This window comes from Candidatus Bathyarchaeota archaeon (genome assembly GCA_026014465.1).
In the GTDB taxonomy this organism is placed as follows: Archaea; Thermoproteota; Bathyarchaeia; order Bathyarchaeales; family Bathycorpusculaceae; genus JADGNF01.
Genome location: JAOZID010000010.1, coordinates 216,288 through 239,677 on the forward strand (window position 1 = coordinate 216,288; position 23,390 = coordinate 239,677).

The 23,390-nt window shown below is 48.0% G+C and carries 19 protein-coding genes, 1 tRNA gene and 1 pseudogene; 10 read left to right on the forward strand and 11 right to left on the reverse strand.

The window, feature by feature from the left end; translation table 11 throughout:
- Window positions 1-156 precede the first annotated feature (156 nt).
- On the forward strand, window positions 157-336 hold the full coding sequence (locus NWF04_03220; protein ID MCW4005595.1) for a hypothetical protein: 180 nt from the start codon (window positions 157-159) through the stop codon (window positions 334-336).
- Window positions 337-729: 393 nt separating this feature from the next.
- Complete coding sequence (locus tag NWF04_03225; protein MCW4005596.1) at window positions 730-1,428, forward strand: hypothetical protein; 699 nt, start codon at window positions 730-732, stop codon at window positions 1,426-1,428.
- On the opposite strand, the gene NWF04_03230 is transcribed toward NWF04_03225, so the two are convergent.
- The 3 genes from NWF04_03230 to NWF04_03240 are packed head-to-tail and all read right to left on the reverse strand — an operon-like array spanning window position 1,420 to window position 4,536.
- Window positions 1,420-3,315: an ABC transporter permease gene (locus NWF04_03230; protein MCW4005597.1), complete on the reverse strand. Its 1,896-nt coding sequence runs from the start codon at window positions 3,313-3,315 to the stop codon at window positions 1,420-1,422. The two genes, NWF04_03225 and NWF04_03230, sit on opposite strands and share 9 nt — an antisense overlap.
- Window positions 3,308-4,000: an ABC transporter ATP-binding protein gene (locus tag NWF04_03235; protein MCW4005598.1), complete on the reverse strand. Its 693-nt coding sequence runs from the start codon at window positions 3,998-4,000 to the stop codon at window positions 3,308-3,310. Before NWF04_03235 ends, NWF04_03230 begins: the two co-directional genes overlap by 8 nt.
- A gap of 47 nt (window positions 4,001-4,047) precedes the next feature.
- The gene (locus NWF04_03240; protein ID MCW4005599.1) at window positions 4,048-4,536 is read right to left on the reverse strand and encodes a hypothetical protein; all 489 of its coding nucleotides are present in this window, start codon (window positions 4,534-4,536) and stop codon (window positions 4,048-4,050) included.
- A gap of 823 nt (window positions 4,537-5,359) precedes the next feature.
- Here NWF04_03240 and NWF04_03245 point away from each other — a divergent pair.
- Entirely contained in the window at window positions 5,360-5,617 is a 258-nt protein-coding gene (locus NWF04_03245; protein ID MCW4005600.1) for a hypothetical protein, read from the forward strand.
- 489 nt (window positions 5,618-6,106) lie between these two features.
- Window positions 6,107-6,526 (forward strand): secondary thiamine-phosphate synthase enzyme YjbQ, encoded by a 420-nt coding sequence (locus NWF04_03250; GenBank protein MCW4005601.1) that lies wholly within the window; start codon window positions 6,107-6,109, stop codon window positions 6,524-6,526.
- Window positions 6,527-7,854: 1,328 nt separating this feature from the next.
- On the opposite strand, the pseudogene NWF04_03255 reads toward NWF04_03250, so the two are convergent.
- Window positions 7,855-8,385: pseudogene (locus tag NWF04_03255) on the reverse strand (nicotinamidase).
- 201 nt (window positions 8,386-8,586) lie between these two features.
- Between NWF04_03255 and NWF04_03260 the strand changes: the two are divergent.
- The 6 genes from NWF04_03260 (at window position 8,587) to NWF04_03285 (ending at window position 12,652) form a co-directional block, all read left to right on the forward strand.
- The gene (locus NWF04_03260; protein ID MCW4005602.1) at window positions 8,587-8,859 is read left to right on the forward strand and encodes an Lrp/AsnC ligand binding domain-containing protein; all 273 of its coding nucleotides are present in this window, start codon (window positions 8,587-8,589) and stop codon (window positions 8,857-8,859) included.
- A 99-nt stretch (window positions 8,860-8,958) separates the two neighbouring features.
- The gene (locus NWF04_03265) at window positions 8,959-10,497 is read left to right on the forward strand and encodes an NAD(P)H-hydrate dehydratase (protein MCW4005603.1); all 1,539 of its coding nucleotides are present in this window, start codon (window positions 8,959-8,961) and stop codon (window positions 10,495-10,497) included.
- A complete protein-coding gene (locus NWF04_03270) occupies window positions 10,481-11,047 on the forward strand; it encodes a DUF367 family protein (protein MCW4005604.1) in 567 nt (188 codons plus the stop codon). Before NWF04_03265 ends, NWF04_03270 begins: the two co-directional genes overlap by 17 nt.
- Window positions 11,048-11,060: 13 nt before the next feature.
- Window positions 11,061-11,696 carry a LysE family translocator gene (locus tag NWF04_03275; GenBank protein ID MCW4005605.1) on the forward strand — a complete coding sequence of 212 codons (636 nt, stop codon included), beginning with the start codon at window positions 11,061-11,063 and terminating at the stop codon, window positions 11,694-11,696.
- Between the two features lie 23 nt (window positions 11,697-11,719).
- Window positions 11,720-12,280 carry an O-acetyl-ADP-ribose deacetylase gene (locus tag NWF04_03280; GenBank protein ID MCW4005606.1) on the forward strand — a complete coding sequence of 187 codons (561 nt, stop codon included), beginning with the start codon at window positions 11,720-11,722 and terminating at the stop codon, window positions 12,278-12,280.
- 207 nt (window positions 12,281-12,487) lie between these two features.
- Entirely contained in the window at window positions 12,488-12,652 is a 165-nt protein-coding gene (locus NWF04_03285; protein ID MCW4005607.1) for a chorismate-binding protein, read from the forward strand.
- A gap of 72 nt (window positions 12,653-12,724) precedes the next feature.
- Here NWF04_03285 and NWF04_03290 read toward each other — a convergent pair whose 3' ends face one another.
- From NWF04_03290 to uvrA, 7 genes are all read right to left on the reverse strand, one after another.
- The gene (locus NWF04_03290; GenBank protein MCW4005608.1) at window positions 12,725-13,834 is read right to left on the reverse strand and encodes a hybrid sensor histidine kinase/response regulator; all 1,110 of its coding nucleotides are present in this window, start codon (window positions 13,832-13,834) and stop codon (window positions 12,725-12,727) included.
- A gap of 151 nt (window positions 13,835-13,985) precedes the next feature.
- The gene (locus tag NWF04_03295; protein MCW4005609.1) at window positions 13,986-14,441 is read right to left on the reverse strand and encodes a hypothetical protein; all 456 of its coding nucleotides are present in this window, start codon (window positions 14,439-14,441) and stop codon (window positions 13,986-13,988) included.
- A 45-nt stretch (window positions 14,442-14,486) separates the two neighbouring features.
- Entirely contained in the window at window positions 14,487-15,671 is a 1,185-nt protein-coding gene (locus NWF04_03300) for a C39 family peptidase (GenBank protein ID MCW4005610.1), read from the reverse strand.
- Window positions 15,672-16,081: 410 nt separating this feature from the next.
- Complete coding sequence (locus tag NWF04_03305) at window positions 16,082-18,199, reverse strand: hypothetical protein (protein MCW4005611.1); 2,118 nt, start codon at window positions 18,197-18,199, stop codon at window positions 16,082-16,084.
- Window positions 18,200-18,421: 222 nt separating this feature from the next.
- A tRNA-Ser gene (locus NWF04_03310) sits at window positions 18,422-18,508 on the reverse strand.
- A 308-nt stretch (window positions 18,509-18,816) separates the two neighbouring features.
- Window positions 18,817-20,427 (reverse strand): excinuclease ABC subunit UvrC, encoded by a 1,611-nt coding sequence (gene uvrC, locus NWF04_03315; GenBank protein MCW4005612.1) that lies wholly within the window; start codon window positions 20,425-20,427, stop codon window positions 18,817-18,819.
- A 20-nt stretch (window positions 20,428-20,447) separates the two neighbouring features.
- Window positions 20,448-23,321 (reverse strand): excinuclease ABC subunit UvrA, encoded by a 2,874-nt coding sequence (uvrA, locus tag NWF04_03320; protein MCW4005613.1) that lies wholly within the window; start codon window positions 23,319-23,321, stop codon window positions 20,448-20,450.
- Between the last annotated feature and the right edge of the window lie 69 nt (window positions 23,322-23,390).

Here is a 23,390-nt window from a genome sequence, read left to right on the forward strand (position 1 = left end):
TTGGTCTCCTGTGGTTTTGGTCTCCTGTGGTTTTGGTCTCCTGTGGTTTTGGTCTCCTGTGGTTTTGGTCTGGTCAGGTTTTTTTGCGGCGCTGTTATGCCCAGTTTTTCGAAGTTGTTCGAACTTTAAATATGCGTGCTTTTGGTGTGGTTGCTGTTGAGTTGTTGTACTGAAATTATGTTTTTAGGGGCGTATTTTTTGCTGAATTTTGGCGTTTTAGCTGCCTTTTTTGCCTGGTTGGCGCGTGTTTTTTGGGGAAACCGTTTTGTGTTGAGTGTGGCTTTGCTTTTTGCTGATTTTTTGGTTCAATTTGTGCCTGGTGAGGGTGGTTCCTAAGCGGTTTTTGGCTGATTTTTCTGTTTTTTGGGTGGCTATGCCTTTCGAAATCGTGGCGTATGAAGATTTTTTACAGTAATCAGTCAAAAAGTTCTTGATGTGATGGTTGTATGTGACAAGCAAATCTAAATTTTCAGGGTATTTTGGGGTCCATTGGCAAAATTTGAGGAAATCGAATGTCGAAGTGGCATTTTTGGCGTTTGCTGTGGCTGGGGGAAGAGAAAGGCTATTGAAGGGGGTTGTATCATCAAAAAAGGGCAGTTGACGTTGCTAAAAGTTCGGGGTAGACCACAAAAACTGTGTTTGGGCGATGCTTTTGTATACGGCTTCGCCTGTAGGGGTTATCAGGGGGCTTTTTTAGCATGAAAGCGGCTGTTTATGGGGTGCAATGAGGTGTCTGTTGAGGTAAAGTTGTTTTCTTCGCTTCTGAAGTTGACCAAGGAGGGTCTGATTTTGCCTGAAGAGGTGGCTAAAGATGCCATTTTGCCTCAGTCAGTTGTGGAAGAATTGCTGGATATGCTGCAGTTGGAGGGACTGGTTTATTACGAGAGCACTCAGGTTGGCGTTACTAGCCAAAACAGGTTGCAGTTGGCGGTTCGGGCGGTGGAGTTAGGTGCTGATGTGGAGCGCGTTAGCGCTTGTTTGCGGTGGCAGGAGTTTGAGGATATGGCGGCGTTGGCTTTGGCTCGAAACGGGTATGCTGTTCGGACGAACGTTCGGTTTAAACATGTGAGTAAACGTTGGGAGATAGATGTAGTAGGTTGCAGAAAACCACTAGTGTTATGTATCGATTGCAAGCATTGGCACAGGGGGATACGGTTTAGCGCACTAAAGCAAATTGTCGCGTTGCAAGTGGAGCGTGCAAAAGTATTAGCAGAATCTTTGCCCAATCAGGCATTGCAGCTGGACTGCACTTTATGGAAACATGCACGATTTGTCCCCGTTATCGTGTCTCTTGTCCAGTCTGGTTCGCTGTTTCATAACGCCGTGCCCATTGTTCCCGTTCTCAGGCTGCAGGATTTTATACATCAACTGCCCGCACATATTGAAGCAGTACAAAGTTTTACGCGCGAATTTGCGCATTTACGATAAGATTTTCAGAAGTGGTTGCTTGGAGAATTTGACGGCGGGGTACAGGCTTAACAGGAACATAGCAGCCAAGGCTCCAAACAGCCAGCCCGTTATAGCTAAGGCAGTGAAAGCTGAAATCACGGGCGCAGTGGTTAGTATGAGTATAGTTATTATGGTTCCAAATGAGACGCCGATGCCAAAGCTGGAGAGCAGAACGGTAGCACTTTGAACCGCCAGTATCGTCAGGATTGTTCGTGGTTTTGCGCCTGTTGCTCGTAGGATGGCGAATTCTTGGTGTTGTTCGTCTATTGCAAGCATGAGGAAGCTTATCAGGCAAAGTGATGCGGAGACTACGGCGAAAGCTGGCAAAAACATGATAACCGACCACAACGAGCTTAGAAAATCGGCGTTTTGTGCGGTAACTTCGTTGAGGCTGATAACGGTTAAGTCTGGGTCTATGCTGGAGAGCATGTTTTGTATCTGGGCTGCTGCTTCGTCAACGTTGGCTTTTTCAGAGAGCTTAACTATCAAGATGTTTGGGTTTGTAAGCCCCGTGATTTTTTGCATTTGAGTTAGGGGAATATAGGTAACGTTTCCGTTGTTTAAGGGGTCTAGGCAGATGCCTGTTATCTTGAATTTGATGTCTTGGACGCTTACTCCTTGCCGCAGGGCATCAGCTTGGCGTGTTTCGACACCAACTATGGTTTGAACCTTTATGGGTTTGTAGATTGTTTGGGCTATTGAGTCGCCGACTACGGCTTGTAACTCTGAAGAATTCAAAAACTCGCCTGTTGTGAAAGGCATACTGCTCATTTTTTGCGTGTCTACCCCAATTACTATGGATTCGCATTCTCGGTTTGACCCTAACCCGATGGTGCTTCCTGTTTCAGGGTCCACACGGTAACCCGTTAGTTCTTGTATGGTTTCGTACCACATTATGCGGGGGTCGAGGTTTTCGATTTGGGGCATGGCACTTAGTTCGGCGAGGGCTGTGTCGGGTATGCCGAGTTGGGGGTTGGTGTAGTTGAAGTCTGGGGTTGCTTGGTTGCCTGAAAATGTCAGCATGAGCTGAGTGTAGTGATTTGCCAAGTTGGTATCTGCAATGAGGAGGCTGTTTTTTTCTGTGGCTTGGTATAGCCAGGATGTGGAGGTGTCGTTTGCGATTATGCCGCCTGCGATTGAAACGGTGAGCAGTAAAAAGACTGCGGACAGGAACGCTACGATGCGTGTTGTGGTGGATTTTCGGCGAAATAGGCTTCGGGTGGCGATGTGGATGGTTATGCCTGTTTTGGAGAGGGGCTGCATTTTGTTGCCTTTTCCTAATCCAAAGTACTGTACAGGTGAGAGGGCTTGGATGGGGGAGAGGCGAGCAGCGTTATACAGGGGTTTTGCCCCGAAAAACAATGCAAAAGCAAAAAACACCACAAAAACCAGCGGCACAAACCACAAATTCGGTGCACTATTGTAAACTTGAAAACCGCCAAGGTTAATCACGGCGAAATCGGTTGCCAAACCCAAAATCACGCCTAAAACACAGCCAACAAGCGTCACCGTAAGCAACTCTGTCATGAAATACCCAAAAACCAAGCCGTTACGACACCCCGTTGCCTTCATCAAACCAAAATCTTTGATGCGCTGCGCCATGGTCAAGTAAACAATAAAAGAAGTTATGACGGCTCCGACGGCGAAAATCAAAATGCCCAGCAGCCAAAGGAACTGGGAGAAAACAACTGAAGTGCCTGCGGTTAGGGTGTTTTGGGCTATAGATGAGATTCCTATGCCCATTTGTCCGCTAAAAAGCAGTAGAAAAAGGGTGGAGGCAACGCAGGTTGTTAGGCTGATGATTGTTAGGGTGGTTTGGAGTTTTCGGCGTCGTAGGTCGTTTATGGAGAAAGCTGTGTCACTCATGGGTGCTCGCCAGGTTTCCTTCATCCAAATACAGCTGCAGGTCGGCTAAAGGCAAGATTTTCTCGTCATGAGTGGAGACAATTATGGTTTTTCCCGCCGCTTTAAGGTCCTGAAGAAGTTGGATGATACGCTGCCCGTTTTTCGTATCCAAATTCCCCGTGGGTTCATCCGCCAAAAGCAGGGGCGGGTCGTTGGCTAAGGCACGTGCAAACGCTACGCGTTGCTGTTCACCCCCGCTAAGCTGCGCAGGAAAATGATTCACTCGATGCTGCAGACCCAACGTTTCCACCAGCTCTGAGACACGCTGCGTAATCTCTTCGGAGGCGGCGCCCTTCCACTCCATCGGAAAAGCCACATTCTCAGCCACCGTCAACGTCGAAACCAGATTATACGCCTGAAAAACAAAACCCACCTGGTTACAACGGTACTGCGACAACGAATCCTCATCTTGCTCGCCAAGATCCAAACCAAAAACGGCAATTTTGCCTGACGTGGCTTTGTCGATACCGCTAATTATGTTAAGCAACGTAGTTTTTCCTGCGCCCGAGGGACCATAGATGGCTATGAATTGGCCTTCCTGTACGGTTAAGTCAATGTTTTTTAGAACCGCAACGGTGAGGTCGTCGATTTGGTAGGCTTTACACAGGTTTTGGGCGCAAACTACAGCTTTGGGTTTGGGCAGCATAGTGTAAGGATGAAGTAGGGCAATTATATGCGTTGAGGTACAATCCCTTACGGCGCGGCTTCTGCTTCGGGGAGCTGTTTTTTGGCTTTAGCTGCAGCGGTTTTGGATTTGGGGTGTTTGTCGATGCTCATGTTTCCGCGGTCACGCTTAGTTATGCGCATCTTATCAGGAATTTTGTTTTTCTCCCAGTCCGCCCAGCTAATTTCCTTAAACGTCCACTTCTTGCCCAAATGCGCCACAATCACCGCGTGCTTAACCTCCTTAGGCGTTGGGATAAGCTCGTTAAGAAACCTAAACAACTTGTCAATCTGCGACCTAGGAAAATACGCGTAATACGACGCATTCTTCACCTCAAACGCATACGAATGCTCATCCTTACGCGCCATAAGATCTGGCAACGGACTCAAACTAGGATTACTAACCGGAATACGCACCGCATTGTACCCGTTCTTCTGAAGCAACTTCACCAAAACCGTCTCACTATAAAACCCCCGCTTACGCCACCTACGCAAAGCAATCTTATCAACCTCCTTCAAACCCGCTTCACCCCATACACCCCCAATTTAGCCGCCCCCCTACAAAACTATTACGCACACAGCCATGCCAAAAAACTGTGCCTTGGCGATGCTTTCGTAGACAAAGGCGCCATTTGGACTCTCTGGAGCAAGCTAGTGAACAACATTTCCAAAAGTATTACATGACCAACCAACACCACTAAACAAGAAAACGGCTTTGAACACAACCACAAAGAAACGCAAGATACAAGCCTCATAACCCAAACCAAAACAACCAGACAGACCAACCACTCCAGCAACACCAAATACAAACACAAAAAACAGCCAGCCGCACTCAAGCAGCAAACAAGTAAAACCCACAGAAAGCCCGCCATTGCAGCCCAACAAAACACGCACAAAAAACCCGAGCACAAGTCAAGTGCCCCAAAAAGGCAAAAAACACAAACACCGCATTGGCTAGCAGGTTTTGCCAAAGTTTTCTGTCGCGCGCTGATTTGACGGTTTTTTGGTCGAAGGTTTTGCGAAGGGGGGCGTGTTTTGCTTCGCATGGAGTTTTTCGTAGGTACTTATATGAGGCGTTGGTTTTTACCATGACTTGCCCCTATAGGGAGCACTAACACGCCCAAAATGAGCTTCTTTTCGGGGTTAAGGCGTTTTCAGCGGTTTTCATTTTTTGTTTTGCAGCAAAAAACCAGCGGCTTTTTTGAGCTTTTCCAGTTCGATCCGCAACCACCATGATTATGGCAGTTTAGACACAAAACGCCTTGAATTGCAGCGTTTTTTGCCTTTCCTGTGTTTTGAGGGCTCGTTTATTTGCCGTGTAAAAATCAGCAAATTTTCCTCTGTGCATCGCATTCGCTTTTTCCAAAACACCAAAGTTTTTGCCTGCCAACCCGCCGCAACCGCCATACTTGCGTACGCCCCAAAAGCAACTCTGTCTACACAAAAGAAAAAAGCAAGCCCAACACCCACACGACATATTCCCGCAGATAAAGACCCATTTTTCACCGCCAAAATGACCGCTACACAGGCCCAAAAAATGCTGCCAAACCCTAACATCACCGGACCCCACGAAAACACCCCTGCAAACTCTAGCAAATAAACAAGGTTAGCAGCGTCAATTGTCTATGGCTGTTCTTGCCCCACATCCTTGCTAAACAGTTGGTGGCCGTGGCGTATACAAAAGCATCGCCCAAACACACTTTTCAAGACCCAATCATCAACCAAAAGAAGGCTGTTTAAACAGATAATACAGAAGGTCTCCTTTTTGTCTGCAGGTTTTTTGTGCTAAATAGGGGGGTATTTACTAGTTAAAGTAGTGGGTGTGGGAGCGGGCAGTTGTGGAAGGCTGTGTTGGTGTGACGTTTAGCGTTGGTTGTGGAAGCCAGGTAGAGCGGATAAAGGTTTGTCGGCTAGTTTTTGGAGCTGTAGGGTTTGGGGCAATTGCTGCTGAGGTGAGCGGTTGAGGAAAAACATAGCCCGAAAGTCGTGAATCTTTGGTGTTTGCGTTTTCGATTTTCTGGGGTGTTGGTTGGGGGTTTGTGGGAAAAGGTTTTGTTGTTCTTTGAGGTATTGTAGTTGGGTTGATGTTATGTCTGTGTTCAAGGTGGTTAATTGGCGGTTACAGTTTTCGACCAAGTATGACTTGGAGATTATAGACCTTAACGGTCAAGTTCAAGATGCAGTGGATAAAACAGGCATCAAAAACGGCATCGTCCACGTGTTTGCGCCCCATGCCACCGGAATTTTGGTCCTAACCGAAAACGACCCCGCCCTCCTGCAAGATATCAAAGATTTCCTCGAAAGACTCATACCCAAACACGGCACCTACCACCACCCCGCAAACGCCTATTCCCACCTACGCTCCATGCTCCTGCCCCCAGACAAAACCCTCCCCGTGCAAAATGGCAAAATCCAGTTTGGCACCTGGCAATCCCTAATGTTCATAGAAACTGACGTCCACCCCCGAAACCGAACCCTCATCATCCAAATCATCGGAGAAACCACCTAACCTGACCTTCTAAACAGATTTGTTCGTAGCTCAAACGCCACGGCAAAACCAAACTGCAGAGCCCTTTAGGGAAAACCTCGATTCTTTGCGTCCCAAAATTGGGTTTTTAACGTTTTAGTGTAAAAAATAACCATACGAAAAAACTTCGCAACTTCACCGCAAATCACCCACCCCAAGCAGTCCACATGCCCTTCGGAACATCCACATTTAACCAGCAGAGACCCAAAAAACAAGAAAGTGCACCCCAACACGAAAGCAAAGACCACGCATAACTTTGAGAAAACAAATAACCATGCCAAAAAGTCCCCGTACTTGCACCTACAACAACCAAAAACCAACCCATCTTATGCTATATCAACCCAAAACCCATTTTTTACCAGCTTACCCCCCTTAGTACCCGCACTTTTAACTAACGTGGATGTCGAATTTTTACCCTAAAGTTCTTTGAGGCAACGTCCAACTCGAGGGTATATAACCTTCGCTTAGCTTCGCAAAAAGCCATCTAAATCAACGCAAACAGGCGGTCTTGACGGGGTATCCTCACCCTGCTTGATTCTTTTTGGCGGCATTCCATTGCCTCGCACTTTTTTTTGGTCGATTCGCTCAAAAAACGCTGCAAAAACGGCCAAAACTTCGACGATTTAACCTAAAACCGATAAACCCTCCTGTATGCACACAAATTTTTAACTGTTTACTGTAAAAAAGTAACATGCTAGAGTTATTCGAACTATCGAACAGGACAACCAGCAGGAAAAAATTTTATTCAGCAGGCTAAATCGCATAAAAGACTGTCTCTCGAGAACCATTTTGCCTTGCCTAACAAAGTTTTTGAAGCGGGTTAGAACCTGCAGTTGTGCATTTTTTGGACAAAACCTGTTGTGGCTGGTTGGTCGCTGAGTGTTAACGCAAATGAAAGGGGCAAAGAGGTGTTGTATGAGGGGACTTTCAAGCCAAAAGCAGGTTTTATGGAGCACATTTTGGCGGAGAATGTGGTTTTGGCGGGGCTGGCAAAGTGATTGCTGCTGGCGGCTAATTAGCGCGTTTGATGATTATATAAGGGACAGCCGTATTCGGTGTACTTCGAAGATTCGCAGGGAGAAAGCGGGAAGCGAAGGGGCGAAAGAAGACGAAAAAGTGTGTTTGGGCGATGCTTTTGTATACGAAAAGAAGATGGGGGATGAAGGTTAGCTGCGTTCTCTGCGTATGCGGTTGTGTGGACCTTTGGGTCGCATGCGGGCTTTCTTTTTTGCGTCTGTTTTGAGCAGGGTTTTGTCTGTGGTGTCTTCGGTGGTTGTGGGTTGGAGTTGTTGGGGTTCGGGGAAGTCGGCTAGGGTTGCTTGTAGGGCGCCGTTTTTGGTCATTTGGGTTAGGGCTTTGTCTACGTCGCCTTCTTTGACGTTTATGCCGCGTATGGCGTCAAGCAAAACTATGACGGTGAAGCCTTCTTTTAGTGCATCTAAGACTGAGTACATGACGCAGTAATCAGTGGCTAAACCGCCTATGAATAGCCGTTTTACGTTTTTTTCGTGTAGGGTTTGGGCTAGCTGCGTGTCGTCGAAGACCGAGTATGCTTCTTTTGCGGGGTCAGTGGCTTTGGATATAATTAGGGTGTTTTGGCGGAGTTTGAGGTCAAAGCTTAGTTCGGCGCCGTATGTGCCTTGTACGCAGTGGGGAGGCCAAGGGCCGCCCTGGCTTTTGAAGGACATATGGTCAGGAGGGTGCCAGTCTCTGGACGCACAGATTAAGGCATTGGCGTTGTGAAACAGTTTGCTATACTCGTTTAGCACGGGAATTACTTGGTCGCCATCAGGAACAGGCAGTGCGCCACCGGGGAGAAAATCGTTTTGCACGTCAGCCATTAAAAGCGCGTCGTTGCTGTTTGGGGTTACATCAAGGTTTTTCTTCAATAGATTTCACCTCGATAAGGAGCGCCCAACAGGGTCAAGCTGTTAGGCTACCTAGTATCAAGGGGTTCTGGGTGGGATAAAGTTTTGCCAAAACAAAAGGTGTTATGAAAAAAGTAATTAGCTTGGGTGTGAATGTAGTTTTGGTGAAAGCTTGTGGCATCTGTGTTGGCGTATGTTATGTTTAAGGTGAGTTCTGGCACGGAGCGTGAAGTGGCGCAGAAGCTTGCAGATTTTGATGAAGTTATACATGCCGACGTGGTGTTTGGCGAATATGATGTGCTGGCAAAGGTTTTAACGTCGGATCTTGCGGCTTTGGAGGATTTTATATCAACGCAGGTAAGAAGCGTGCCGAACGTGCTTGTAACATCTACGATTATCGTATCGCGTGAATACAAAAACCCAAATCACCCCCAAAACCAGCATTAACCCTGCAAAACCAAAAACGCAACAGGGGTTTTTGACGCAATTAGGTAGGCTTATCTCTTATCAAAACCAACACTTAGACATGGTAAAGGAGCACAAAAAATGCCTTTAGAAACCATTACCAGCCAGCAAATGCGCGCCCTAGAAACTAACGCCGAATACTACGGCATCACCCTGCTTCAGCTCATGGAAAACGCAGGGCAAAACCTCGCCAAAGAAATCAGCACCCGATTTGGCAAAAACCAGAAAGTCACAATGTTTTGCGGTTTAGGCGGCAACGGCGGGGACGGATTTGTGGCAGCACGACACCTGCTCTCTATGGGCTTCACAAACATCCAAGTATTCATAGCAGGGAAAGGCAAAAACATCAGCCACAGCGCAACCCTGCAAAACTACCAAGCCCTCCAAACGTTAAACAGCCTTATCCAAATCACCGAAATCACCGACAGCACCACCATACCCCCAATCCAAGCCGACGTTGTAGTTGACGCATTGCTTGGAACTGGAACCAAAGGCAAACTAAAAGCCCCCATCGCCCAAATCGTCGCCTGCATAAACGCCGCCCAAGCCTGCAAGATAGCAGTGGATGTTCCCACGGGCGTGGATTCCGATACGGGCGAGGTTCTGGGGGAAGCGGTTAAAGCAGATTTTACGGTGACGTTTCATAGGGCAAAGCAGGGTCTGCAAGCCGCGCAAAAGTACGCAGGTGAAGTGGTAGTCTGCAACATCGGATTGCCCGAGGTGTTGAGCGAATTTGCGGGTCCAGGAGAGGTACTTTTAGCAGTAAAAAAGCGGGGTAAAACAGCGCATAAAGGGGACTCAGGAAGGCTCTTAGTTATCGGCGGTAGTGAAACGTTTTCGGGGGCTCCTGCGTTAGCGTCTTTGGCGGCGCTGCGAACAGGAGTAGATATTGTTTACACGGCAGTTCCCCAAACAACGGGTCACGACGTCGCTGCGCTTTCGCCCGATTTGATAACCCTGAAGCTGGAGGGAGAAAATCTTCGCGTCGAGAACGTAGTAGCCCTGAAAAGCTATATTGCAGAGGCAAATGCAGTGGTTTTGGGTCCAGGGGCAGGTCAAACGGATGAGACGAAAGAGTTTATGAAAGCCTGTATCGCAGAGGTGGAAGCTGCGGGGAAGCCGTTGCTTTTGGACGCGGATGGGTTGAAAGCATTTGCAGAGTTCAAAAGAGCATTGAAGGTGCCGCTGGTGCTTACGCCGCACGCAGGAGAATTTGCCATATTAACAGGAAAGCAGTTGCCTCCAAATGTCAAAGAGCGCATAGCAGAGGTGAAACGTGCTGCAGCTGAACTGGGCGCGGTTGTTTTGCTTAAGGGCAAAACTGATGTGATCTCTGATGGCGTGAGGGTGAAGATGAATTTTTCGGGGAATCCTGCGATGACGGTTGGTGGGACAGGTGATGTTTTGTCGGGCGTGGTGGGTGCGTTGCTTGCTCAGGGTGTAGCTGCGTTTTTGGCGGCGTCTGCGGGCGCGTTTGTTAATGGTGCGGCGGGCGATTTTGCGGCGTCAGAGATGGGGTGTCATTTGTGTGCGTCGGATTTGCTGGATTATCTTGCGCAGGCGTTGGATGACCCGATGAGTCATTTGAAGGTGCAACAAAACAGTGCAAAGAGCCCTTGACATTAAAATCACGGTGTATCACGCGAACCAGTGTGACCCTAAACGCTGCACGGGCTTGAAACTAAAACGCCACGGACTAGCCCGCCTAGTCAAACGTACAAGGTTTTTGCCTAAACGCGCCTTGGTTCTAAACCCGTTTGGCGAAGTTGCACTATCACCTGCTGACCGCCAGCGCGTAGCAGATTTTGGTTTAGTCGCCCTAGACTGCAGCTGGGAGCATGCAACAAAAGTCCTCTCAGGGCACGTCCGCGGAACCTCACGCTGCCTCCCCGTTTTAATTGCAGGAAACCCAACCAACTACGCCCGATTAACCAAACTTTCAACCGCAGAAGCGTTAGCAGCGGCGCTATATATTACGGGGTTTAAAGAGGAGTCTCGGGAGGTGCTTTCGATTTTTACGTGGGGGCATACGTTTTTTGAGTTGAATATGGATTTGCTTGAAGCTTACGCGGCAGCCAAGGACAGCAGTGAAATCGTTGAGGTGATGAAGCAAAAACTCGCGGAAAGCAGAAGAAGACCCGCAGGCGACGACGCGGAAAATCAGGAGTAGACGCGGTTTGGCGGTGGTTATTTCTGATTTTGCTTTGTTTTTGGCGTCGGTTATGGTTATTTCTTTGTCGGGGATTTTGTTGCCAGGTCCTTTGTTTGCGGTGACGTTAGATAAGTCGTCGCGGCGCAGGTCGGCGGGGGTTTTGATTTCGCTGGGGCATGGTTTGGTGGAGGTTCCGTTGATGCTTTTGATTTTCTTTGTGTTAAACGAGTTTGCGTTGCCCTGGACGGTGCAGGCGGTAGTGAGCCTGATTGGGGGTTTGTTGATGATGTATCTGGGTATGCAAACGTACCTTAGGCGTAACCAAGTTGCGACCACGGCAGTTGAGTCTATGCAGGATTCTTTGCTGGCAGGCGTTTGGACAACCGCAGCTAACCCCGGCTTCATTTTGTGGTGGCTGACCGTTGGAACTGCGCTGATTATGAATGCAAAGCTGTTTGGGTTCACGGGTTTTTGCATATTTGCAGGCGTCCACTGGATGTGCGATTTCGTCTGGTACACCATCATAGCGGTTTTGATTTTTAAATCATACAAGTTCTGGACACCCAAAATCCACCAAACCATCACCTTTTTCTGCGTAACCATACTCACAGGCTTTGGCGCATGGTTCTTCACATCTGCCATATGGCAAATCATTAATGCCATCTAAACACAGTAGTAACTGTGACCAAAATGCTTGACGAGTATGAAGCAGGAACCGCAAAAGTACGTTTGATTAAAGGCGACATAATCAGCATGGAAACAGACGCGATAGTGAACGCAGCAAACAACACTTTGCTGGGCGGTGGCGGCGTAGACGGCGCAATACATAGCCGTGGGGGACCTAAAATTCTTGAAGAATGCAAGCATCTGCGTGCGGTGCAGTATCCAAAGGGGCTTCCAACTGGGCAAGCAACCATAACAGGCGCGGGGAACCTGAAAGCCAAATACGTTATTCATACGGTTGGTCCTGTTTGGCATGGTGGCAATCAGGGCGAGAAGGATTTGCTGCGTCAGGCGTATGAGAATTCGTTGTGTGTTGCGGTTGTGCAGGGGTTGCGTTCGGTGGCGTTTCCGTCGATTAGTACGGGCGCGTATGGGTATCCTCTGGATGAGGCGAGTCAGGTGGCTTTGGAGGCGGTTAAACAGTTTTTGTCCGTGAGTACGGGGATTGAGGAAGTGGTGTTTGTGTTGTTTTCAGACCGTGCCCTGCAAGCGTATCAAGCTGCAGCCAAGGCAGTATTTGGGAAGTAATCTTTTTTGCTGTAATTTGTTGCCTAACGTGTTTGGTGTACCTGATGGTTGCACATGCTTCTTTTTCCTTGTTTCTTGTGTGTTCTGTTTAACATTTTTAACATGAATGATTCATAATTTGTGAGGAGTATAGTTTTCGTGGAGAGATGTGTATGGAAAATGTTTTATGCTATAAGCATACATAACGGGTGGTGGGAGGATATAAGGATGGCTAAATGTCCAGATTGTGGAAAGGAAATAGCAGACGCGAAGAAGACCTGGAAGATGGCTGGGAAACCTGACAAAGCAGGAAAACGCACCCAGTTGACAATTGGCTTGTTCGAATGCTGCGGCAGAACTTTCCGACAAGTTTTAGACAAGAAAAAAATCTAAACCTCAAATCCTCAACCTTTTTCTTTTACACCACCCAAAACCCACGTTAAGCCCTGGCTATGAGGTTATGCTCTATAGCACTTGGGGCGGTTTTGTTTTTTGTTGCTTTTTGGGTATGTGTATAGTGAATTGGGCGCCTTGCATGTTTTGCCCTGTTTCTTGCATGGTCCAGTTGTACGCTTGGCAGATGCGGTTAACAACGTAGAGTCCGTGGCTTCGCTCGTTGGGCAGTTTTTGGGTGAAAAGGTTTTCGCGCAGGTGGTCGGGTATGCCTACGCCGTTGTCTTCGTAGACGAGTTTGATGTGATTGTCGGTGGTTTGGTAGTGTATGCGGATGTTGGTGGGGTTTCCGCCGTGTTTTAGGGTATTGTCAATTAAGTTGAAGAAGAGTTGTCTGAGCAGTGAATCGGCTAGAACGGTTAAGTCTTGGCAGTTGTTGGTTAGCTGTATGTTTTTGAGGCGGGGAAATAGGGCGAAGGCGTCGTCAACGCATTGTTTGACGTCTACGTTTTTGAGTTCTTCAACGCCGAGTTTTTCGTACAGATGCGCAAAATCTAAGAGTTCGGCTATTTGTTTGGCGGCTAATTCGACGCCGTCTATGTGGTTTGCGGCTTGTGGGTTTTCTTGTAGCTTGGTTTTTAGCAGGAAAACGTGTCCGTTAAGCGCAGAGAGTTTGTTTCGGATGTCGTGTCTTGTTAGGCTGCCTACGACGCGAAGTTTTTCGTTGAGCTCACTGATTTTTTTGGCGTCATCAAGCAGCAGGTGCCGCGTTTTTTTGCGTTCCACAATTTTGGTCAACGCGTAGCTTAGCTCGCAGTAAACCGCTTCAGGGTCACCTGTCTTGTTAATGTAGCGGTCAGCACCCAAATTCAACGCCTTCATAGCCACTTCCTCACGCCCCCGACCGGTAAACATCACAAAAGCAATCTCGTTTTTCCGCCCCCGCAGCTCCTCCAAAAACTCCAAACCGCTTTTACTGGGCATCTCATAATCCGAAATCACTGCGTCAAAAAGCTGTGTTCCAAGCAGTTTGAAGGCTTCATCCACTGAAGACGCACACGTAACCCTGAATCTGCCCTCTACCTCGAGGATCTGCTTTGAAACATCCAAAATCGTGGGGTCATCATCTACATGCAAAACGGAGATTTTCTCTGTAAACCCTGTTGTTTTTGTCTCTGTCATAGCCATCACTCACGGTTCTTGCTCATTTGCACTACAACCAACAGTATTCCTGTGCATACATCCAAACTCAGCGCAGTTCACTTAATATACGTTGTGATTTACGCGTAAATAGTAAAAATACGCCTCCACCAAACCCGCTTTTTTATGCGGTTTACCCTTCAAAACCCGGTTTTTGCTCAGACTGCTTATACCAACCAAAAACGCCAACAAACACGTTAAAGCTGTCACCGTTTTTTAGCGTTATCTTCCAACCCCATTTATCAGGGGTCTTGTCATAAGAAAAGAGGGGTTCCGATAATTCCATGTCTGGATATCGGGCTCTGATTTCTTTTAATGCTTCGGGTGGGGGTTGTTTGAAGAAGGCGGCGTCAACCCAGCTTGCGGTGTCTTTGGGTCCTGAACCAAATGTGGCGATTTTGCTTACGGAAAGGTCTTGGTTGACGTGTGCAAATCCGCAGGCTTTCTCGCTGTGCAGCATGGGGACAAGCCAGTATGCTTCTTTGCCGTCTGCATCGTGTACCGCAACAGGGTCAGCCAGCACGCCGCTTCTGACTGAATCACACTGCTCGGACTCAAGGATATGAGGCTTTTGTAATGCGCGCTTCACAGCTTCAAGTATGGCTTCGCGGTTTTGGTTCAGGAAACAAACCTCCTAGTAGACCAGGCGGGTCTTGACGAAGTTGGTTTTAGTTGGGGAATTCCAATCCTCCCAAGAGATTGTGCCAGCCAATTTGTAGTCTGCGTTCCATGGCCAGGGGTCGTAAATGTAGAGCTTGTTGGCGCCAGTTAGCAGGTTCCTTGAGTAGCCTGCGCATGCGCGTGCGTGTCCAGGAATGCCGCTCTTGAATGGGCGTAGGGCGTTGATTTCGCTTTGGGCTTCACTAAAGGTCGGGGAACTGTCAAAAGTGGCGTTGATGTGGTTGCTGCTTAGGCTTTCGTAGCCGGGGGATTGATCGGAGGGGCAACCACTGCCAGCGGAGTAGTTTAGTGCAGGGGCAATTTGATCTTGCGTGTAGTAGTATCGGTAGTAGCACAGGATCATTTGGGCGGTAGCTACGGCGCAGTAATCGTTAACCTGTTGACCATGCAGTACAAAACAGTGATGAGACCGTGACTCGGTGTAGTTATAGTGGTTGCAGTACTGCAAAAGCTTTGTCTGAACAATACGCAGTATTTCACCAACATACTTTGGGGTAAAAGCCCTCTTAAGAGTTCTAGTTTTTAGAAGAGAAACCCGTTCCGCAGAAGGAATTTCATCCAGCCTTTTCGCGACTTTGGTATATTCCGATGCGCCTTTCGTGCGTTTCTCTTTCATCGCGTCCAAAAATGACCATGCATACGCGCCTTCAATGTTAGGCATTTCCTTTTTTATCGGAACAGCCGTCAAACTAGCAACGTCAAAAACGTGTTTTGAACGAGCCCCTCTGGGGTCAACAGCTTCAAACATAACACCCATCTTGGGGTAACTGTAGCAAACGGGTCTAATTCGGCGGATTTTGAGTTTAGGATTTTCTTTGGTGAATTTTGGCCTTAGCTTAGTTGCTGCCTGACTAAAATCCCATTGGCGTGGACCTAGCTGATACGCCATAACAGGTGCGCCTAAGTCTTTGCGCGCAGCAGCCCTAACATAGCCTTCAACGCCCCCGCCGCGAAGCGCTGACTTCACGGGAAAATCGTAAAACAACAACTCGCCATTTATGTCATAAATAGCCGTCGGGCGATTTTGTACCGCCGCATCCACCCACTTTTCTGTACCAGGCAAACGCGCCGCCGCTTCAACGGTAACGGATTTTTTAACATTTTCGAGCATTTCAGTTCGGTTAATACGCAAGCTCATTCCAAAACCTCAAACCCACAGTGTTAACACTGAATTAATAAAACTTGCGAGAAAATAAGCCACCAGCAAAGCCAAATAATGCATGTTAAATCACACAAACAACCCAAAATTACTTTTAAAAAACAACGCAACCAAAAATAAGCTCTAACAAAACCGTTGCCCTAAGCCACTTCTATAATCGAAGCAACCAATTCCGCAAATCTTTTCAGTAACAAACCGAAAAACGCCAATCTAAAACACCTTTCTCCTCTTAAAGCCCGACGTTATCACTCTACAGCCTACACCAATAAAATTTTAACAATTCCACTCTAAAACCAACAAAAACCGTTAACGCGAAGATTTGTGGCGTGAGTGGAATTTACACTATTTGAGCTTTTTGAGATAAACAAAGAAAAAGGAGCAGTTGGAGTCTATCTGCTGTTGTCGTTGACTGCGACAAATGTAGGTGTTGCATCGGACCATACAAATTTTACTGTATGCCCCATGGGTACAGTTACAACACCAATTAAGGGAATACTTTCGCCGTCAACAAGAATAGATATCATATCACCGCCACTATAGTAAATTGTCATTGGAGCCATTGGGCACGAATAAGTCGTGTCATTTTGTATTGTCTCTGTGCCGCCATAGGGGATAAGTGCTGTGTCGTCTTCATAAACACAGTATTCGCCGATGTAGCCTGAGGGAATAGTCAAGAAGTCAGCGAAAGTTCCACCAGCACTTAGAAGCTGCATATTTCTTACAATGCTTCCGTGATTTTTGTAGCTTATAGCCAAAGAATTGTTTATGTTTATGTTAGTCTGCGCCACTATCTGCCAGTTCTCATAGATGTTTAGGCTATTGCTGTCAGTATTAGCGTCGTTTATTGCACAACAGTTCTGGGAACTCACTACCAACAGGAAGTTTCGAATGGTATTTGCATGTGCGTTAGCTGTAGTATCCCAAAAGACATCGCCTAATAAAGAACTCCAGTACTTGTCACCAGAAAAATCACAGTAAGAGACATGGTCAATACAGACAGGAGATTCAATGGATTCCGTGTGAATTGCTGAGAGCGTGCTATATAGCAGGTATTTTGCCCAAAGACCTGTAGTATTGCTGCAATGGTAATTTGAAAATAGACTCAATTGGTTTGAGCTGCTCATGTGATTAAGCCGTCTCCCACCAGAAACTGCTGTTTCAGAAGCATCAAACAATAATCCGATACCATTATTAGCAAAAACACCAACGATGTTGATTCCATTAAATACGCTGTCACCAAAATTATAGAGGGTGCTTGTCTGTGTTAATCGCCAACCACCTGCGCCTGTTGCTTTGAGTATGGTATTGCTGATAGTCATGCCTTCAGGATTATCAATATTCACACACCACTTTCCGGCACTTCCACCATGAATGTACACATTGCTAATAGTTGAACCATAATCAAAGGGTGTGCCTGCATAAGTTGTAGTCACATCTTGATCATCACCAACAATGCCTTCGCCGCTATTTGTTGTGGGCAAAGCAATTGCGAAATCTTCAAAATTCACTCGTGCACAATTTTTCACGGTCCAAACATCCTTTGCAGGTGCGCCATTGAAACAGGTCACGTTCATGCCTTGTCCTTTAATTGTCCAAGTAGCACCGACACTATCCCAGCTTTGCGGATAATCACCAGTTATTACAGCTGAAAAGTTGTAGAAATTACCCTTGCCAAATTCGACTATTCCGCCTGTTGACATTTGCGCTAAGACTTGTTCAACGACATCGCTTGCGTTATCTGATTCTAAAATGTATCGGTCTTGACTGTCCTGCACGAGGTAGTATCCTGCGTCATCACCAGAGCCAACACTTACCATATAACTTGAACCCTGCGCATCTGCGTCATTAATGAAATACCGGACATTAGCCCGATAATGCTCCTCAACAATTATTCCAGATGGTATAGACAAGTTTTGGTAGTCCCAAGATACATCGCCCAAATACAACGTGCCACTAGAGATGTTTCCTATTGCCATCTGTTCAACGTAGGTTTTATCTTCTGAAGTGATAAAAGTTGTCCAGTCTGAGCCATGAACAGCAAAGTAGGAGCCGTTGGTATATTCACCAACGTACGCTGATGCGATAGGCAAAGGTGTTTGAAGCGAAAAAGAGCCAGTGGTGATCAAATCTGCTTTGACCACGGGAGCGAAAGTGACCGAGCTTACTAGGATTGTAAGCAAAATTCCTGCGATTAAACCTGTTCGCGTTAGTTGCCGTTTAACTTTTGAGTAGTCAACTTGGAAACGAGACCTGAAACAGTAAAAAATCAGGACTACGCCGCCGATGACTTGGGGAATTAGCCCAAGGTAAGGCATGTTTTGACTGACGAAAACTAAATCCAAAACAGATAATTTTACGCCAAATGCAAGTAATCCGAATTCTAAAGCTTTACAAGCAATAATAGGCCCCAATGCCAACAAGAAAATAGCAGAGCTAATTGCAAGAAAAGCCTTCAAATCAAGTTTTGGGTGTTGTGCGTTAAAGGTTATCATTTCATTCACTTCCATAACTACACTTAGTCAATGCTTGACTTCTATACAATGTCCGTATTTACGCATTAAATGCATATAAGGTTATTGCAATTAGCCAATATTTCAAATCAATTCCCAAAAAACACATTATTTTTTTATCAACCAGCCGCAATTTTTCTGATAATCTGTTGCCCGCGAAATTTCTTCTTTGATAACGGTGAAGCATCGCTTATCAAAAAAGGCTAAAAGGAGAAATAATGGCGCGGGGTGGGGGATTTGAACCCCCGTGGCCTTTCGACCACAGACTTAGCAGGCCTGCCCCATACCAGGCTTGGGGAACCCCGCATCGAAGTGTTGTGTGCCAGCTTTTTTGGCGTCTCTCAATTCATTACATTGTACTTCAATTAAAGGTTTCTGAGGGCAAAACCAAACCGCATGCCGCCAACCAGCTTGAAAGGCGTCAAAGAAACGTTGGGTGCTGGGGCGTAAAAATTAAGTTGCCCTGCATCGATCATGGTGATGCCTTTTGAGTATTGAACTTCCTGAAGCGCACATACTTGCATGTCAGATGAGCAAGGAGCTTGAAGGAAAAACCGTAAACAGCTACGACCTGAAAAACTATGCAAACCTGCAGAGAATAATAACCCGTCAAGTCAGGGTTTTTTGGTTTGGAATTCGCTGCGTAGTTTCATGGCGCGGCGTTTGCGGTTGTAGCCTATGGCGAAGTCGTGGGTGGCGTCTCGGATTTGCCGTAAAAGCAACATCATGCGGCTGGTTTTTTTGAATCGGCGCGGCGCGGGGTCGTCGGGGAGGTAGATTTCTTCGTGTTCTTTGGCTAATCCAATGAGCGGCAGCTGTAGTCCCAGTGTGGTGAGGGCGGTTTGGGCGGCGTGGACTTGTCCGGGTCCTCCGTCGACGACGATGAGGTCAGGCATCTGGGCGTTTTCTTCTTGGAGGCGTTTGTATCTGCGGTGGACTACTTCGTGCATGCTGGCGAAGTCGTCTTGTTGGGTGTGGGTTTTGATGCGGAATTTGCGGTAGTTGCTTTTGTCGGGTTTGGCGTCGGTGAAGCGGGTCATGCCTGCGACGACGTGTTCTTGTCCAAGGTTGGATATGTCGAAGCATTCGATGACGTGGGGCAGTGTGGGGAGGTTGAGGTTGCTTTGCAAATCTAAAAGGGCGCTGTCTTCTTCGAGCGTGGATTCCAGATTTTTCTCAGCCAACGCGACCAGACCCTGCTTGCTGCCCCGTTGTGGTACCGTTAGCGTGACCTTGCCGCAGCGTTTAGTAGACAAAAACTCCTCCAACGCCTCCTTCTCATCCGCTCCCGTCCAGCACCGCGCATTGAGCAGGATTTCACGCGGAATCAAATTCACCCCATAAAACGCCTTGAGGAACTCTTGCTCCACCTGCTCTTGCAAATCCACAGAGAACTCTTTTTTGCCAAGCAGTACGCCTTTGCGAACGCCCATCTGAACCACCTTGACCTTCTCGCCTACGCGCCTAAAAACCATAATGTCCTGGTCAAACCAGCGTTCGTTATCGACAATTTGCCGCTGCGTCAACAGCCGAATCGAAGCAATTTGGTTACGCAGTTCCAGCGCCCGCTCGTACTGTCCCGCCTGCGAAGCCTCCTGCATCAACAAAACCAGCTCCTGCGCAGTCTGCTCATAGTCGCCCCGCAAAAAACTCCGTGCCCGCTCCACCTGCTCGCCATACTGCTCCGCTGAGACGTTTCCGATGCAGGGCGCTGTGCACAAGCCGATGTAGTGGTTTAGGCAGGCGCGTTTGGGCATTTTTTTGCAGGTGCGCAGTTTGAAGACTTTTATGACGAGTCGTTGCAGGTCTTGGCGGGTGTAGCCGTCGGTGTATGGGCCGAAGGATTCGATTTTGCGTGAGGGCTTGCGGGATGTGAAGATGCGCGGGTATGTTTCGCGGGTTAGGGCGATGTAGGCGAAGGTTTTGGCGTCTTTGAGGCTGATGTTGTATTTGGGTGTGTGTTGTTTGACGAGCTTATTCTCCAAAAGCAGGGCTTCGACTTCGTTGTTCACGACAATCCAGTCTATGCTGCGGATTTGCGAAACCAGCTTTTTGGTCTTAAGCGATTGGTCTTTGCCGCAAAAATAGCTCCTAACACGCGAACGCAACCGCTTAGCCTTGCCGATGTAAATGATTTCGCCAGCGTCATCCCTAAACAGGTAAACTCCAGGGCTAGTGGGCACCTCAGAGCCTTTGAATTCACAGGGAGCCTCTAACGGAATCATAAATTACCGCCCATAAGGGGTTATTTGTACTGTTTGGGTTTTAGCATTTTCTGCAGGAACTGTCCCGTGTACGAGTTGGGGTTTTCTGAGACTGTTTCGGGGGTGCCTTGTGCAAGTATGTTGCCGCCTGCGGCGCCGCCTTCGGGTCCTAGGTCGATGAGGTAGTCGCAGCTTTTGACGACGTCAAGGTTGTGTTCGATAACGTAGACGGTGTTGCCTTTGTCTACGAGGCGGTTTAGGACTTTGATGAGGCGTTTGGTGTCGTCGAAATGCAGTCCTGTGGTGGGTTCGTCGAGCATGTACACGACGTGTCCGCTTTTGTGTTTGCTGAGTTCGCGGGTGATTTTGATGCGTTGGCTCTCGCCGCCTGACAGAGTCGTTGAGCTTTGTCCCAGCTTGATGTACCCCAAACCTACATCCAGCAGCGTCTGCAGTTTGCGCGACAGGATGGGGATGCTTTCGAAGAATTTGGCGGCTTCTTCCACGGTCATGTCCAGAACTTCGGCGATGTTTTTGCCTTTGTAGAGGACGCTTAGGGTTTCTTTGTTGTAGCGTTTTCCTTTGCATTCGCTGCATTGCACGTAAACGTCGGGCAAGAAATTCATTTCAATACGCAGTACGCCATCGCCTTGGCAGGTTTCACATCGTCCGCCTTTGACGTTGAAGCTAAAGCGTCCTGGGTTGTATCCGCGGGCTTTGGCTTCCCTGGTGGCGGAAAAAAGCTTGCGGATTTCGTCGAAAATTTTGGTGTAGGTTGCGGGGTTGCTGCGTGGAGTTCTGCCGATTGGGTCTTGGTCGATGACTATGACGTTTCTAACCAGCTTGGGCACGGCTAAACTGTCGTGTTTGCCGATTTTGTCAACGCGTTCGCCGAACTGTTCACGTAGCTGAGGCATAACGGTTTGGTTCATCAGGGTGCTTTTGCCTGAACCTGAAACCCCTGTTACTCCACACAAAACGCCCAACGGCAGCTTGACTGTGAGGTTTTTGAGGTTGTTTTCGGTGGCGCCTGTTAAAACGAGGTAACCTGTGGGTTGTCTGCGTTTTTTGGGTACTTCGATTTGTAGTGTGCCGTTTAGGTATTTGCCTGTGAGGCTGCGTGGGTTTTGCATTATCTGTTGGGGGGTGCCTTCTGCGACTATGTGTCCGCCGTGGATGCCTGCGCCTGGTCCGATGTCTACGACGTAGTCGGCGCTTCGGATGGTTTCCTCGTCATGTTCGACCACGATGAGGGTGTTTCCTAGGTCGCGGAGCCTGTGTAGGGTGCTGATTAGTTTGGTGTTGTCGCGTTGGTGCAATCCGATGCTGGGTTCGTCGAGGATGTATAGGACGCCCATGAGGTTGCTTCCGATTTGGGTTGCTAATCGGATGCGTTGGGCTTCTCCGCCTGAGAGCGTTCTTGCCGCCCGTGACAGCGACAAATAGCCCAGCCCGACGTTTTTGAGAAAACCAAGGCGCTCGTTGATTTCTTTGAGAACCTGCTTGGCAATTGTCAACTCTTTCGCGTTTAGGCTCGCGGGCAAGTCGGCGAAGAAATCCACCGCCTGCTCTATGGACAAATCCGTAACGTCGATGATGCTTTTGTCTTTGATGAGAACCGCCAAGACGACGGGCTGGAGGCGTTTGCCGTTGCAGGTGTTGCACAGGCGCGATTTCATGAATTTTTCTATTTCAGATTTGCGGTATTCGCTTTCGGTTTGCTTGTAGAGCCGCATAGTTTGGGGAATGACGCCTTCCCAGCCATTGTGCATCCACATGCTTGCGCCATTAGACCAGTTGCCCTGCAAAGGTTCACGGTCACCATACATCAAAATATGCAGCTGCTTGGGCGTAAAGTCCTTGATGGGCGTGAAAATGTCAAAGCCGTGCTTTTTGCCAACCATCGCGAGTTGCTGGGCACGCCAGGTCAAATCCATTCGACCATAAACTGCTAATGCGCCGTCCATGATGGATTTGGTTTTGTCGGGTATTACGAGGTCTTCGGAGACTTCGCTGATTTCTCCTAGTCCGTGGCAGGTTGGGCAGGCTCCAAAGGGCGAGTTGAAGCTGAACATACGCGGTTCTAGGCTTTCAAATACGATTTCGGGGTGGTTGGGGCAGGCGCCAAAGGTGCTGTAGAGGGTTTCGCCTTGGAAGCGTTCGAGTTCACGTTTTTTGTCTGCATCCACGTCTTGCGCGTCGATGACGATTAGGGTTCCTTTGCCGATTTGAAGCGCTTGTTCGACGGCTTCGGCTATGCGGCTGCGTTCCTCATCGGTGATGGTGACGGTGTCGACGACGGCTTCTATCCAGTGCTTCTCATACCTTAGCAGTTTGACCTCGTCTTTTATGGTGTCGGAGTCGTAGATTTTTTGGTCGACGCGGATTTTGGTGAAGCCTTCCTTTTTGAGGTCGTCAAATACTTGCTCGTGCGTGCCCTTCATGCCCCGTATGACTGGCGCCAAAAACACCAAGGTCTTGCCTTTGTCTGCCATAATCAGGCTGGTGATGTTCTCTGGGCTCTGCGGGCGAATGGAGCTTCCACATTTGGGACAGTGATGTGTGCCAATGCGCGCGTATAGCAACCGCAAATAATCATAAATCTCTGTAACGGTTCCAACGGTGCTGCGTGGGTTCTTGCTGGTGCTTTTTTGCTCTATAGAAATCGCAGGCGACAACCCATCAATCGAATCCACATCAGGCTTATCCATCAAACCCAAAAACTGCCGCGCATACGCCGACAAACTCTCAACGTAACGGCGCTGACCCTCCGCGTAAATCGTATCAAACGCCAAGGTGCTCTTACCCGACCCCGACAAACCCGTAACCACGATTAGATTGTTTCGGGGTAACTCCACATCTATATTTTTTAGGTTATGTTCCCGTGCACCTTTAACGGAAATACTATCTCTCATAATTACCATAATCCAATAAACCGTTTACACGCTGAATTATCCAGTTTCAAGAGGTCTCTTTTCAACGTT

Excerpts from the sequence above, each read along its gene's own strand:
- NWF04_03230 (MCW4005597.1), bottom strand. The coding sequence starts at position 3,315 with ATGAGTGACACAGCTTTCTCCATAAACGACCTACGACGCCGAAAACTC.
- NWF04_03235 (MCW4005598.1), bottom strand. The coding sequence starts at position 4,000 with ATGCTGCCCAAACCCAAAGCTGTAGTTTGCGCCCAAAACCTGTGTAAA.
- NWF04_03250 (MCW4005601.1), top strand. The coding sequence starts at position 6,107 with ATGTCTGTGTTCAAGGTGGTTAATTGGCGGTTACAGTTTTCGACCAAG.
- NWF04_03265 (MCW4005603.1), top strand. The coding sequence starts at position 8,959 with ATGCCTTTAGAAACCATTACCAGCCAGCAAATGCGCGCCCTAGAAACT.
- NWF04_03280 (MCW4005606.1), top strand. The coding sequence starts at position 11,720 with ATGCTTGACGAGTATGAAGCAGGAACCGCAAAAGTACGTTTGATTAAA.
- NWF04_03285 (MCW4005607.1), top strand. The coding sequence starts at position 12,488 with ATGGCTAAATGTCCAGATTGTGGAAAGGAAATAGCAGACGCGAAGAAG.
- NWF04_03290 (MCW4005608.1), bottom strand. The coding sequence starts at position 13,834 with ATGACAGAGACAAAAACAACAGGGTTTACAGAGAAAATCTCCGTTTTG.
- NWF04_03300 (MCW4005610.1), bottom strand. The coding sequence starts at position 15,671 with ATGAGCTTGCGTATTAACCGAACTGAAATGCTCGAAAATGTTAAAAAA.
- NWF04_03305 (MCW4005611.1), bottom strand. The coding sequence starts at position 18,199 with ATGGAAGTGAATGAAATGATAACCTTTAACGCACAACACCCAAAACTT.
- uvrC (MCW4005612.1), bottom strand. The coding sequence starts at position 20,427 with ATGATTCCGTTAGAGGCTCCCTGTGAATTCAAAGGCTCTGAGGTGCCC.
- uvrA (MCW4005613.1), bottom strand. The coding sequence starts at position 23,321 with ATGAGAGATAGTATTTCCGTTAAAGGTGCACGGGAACATAACCTAAAA.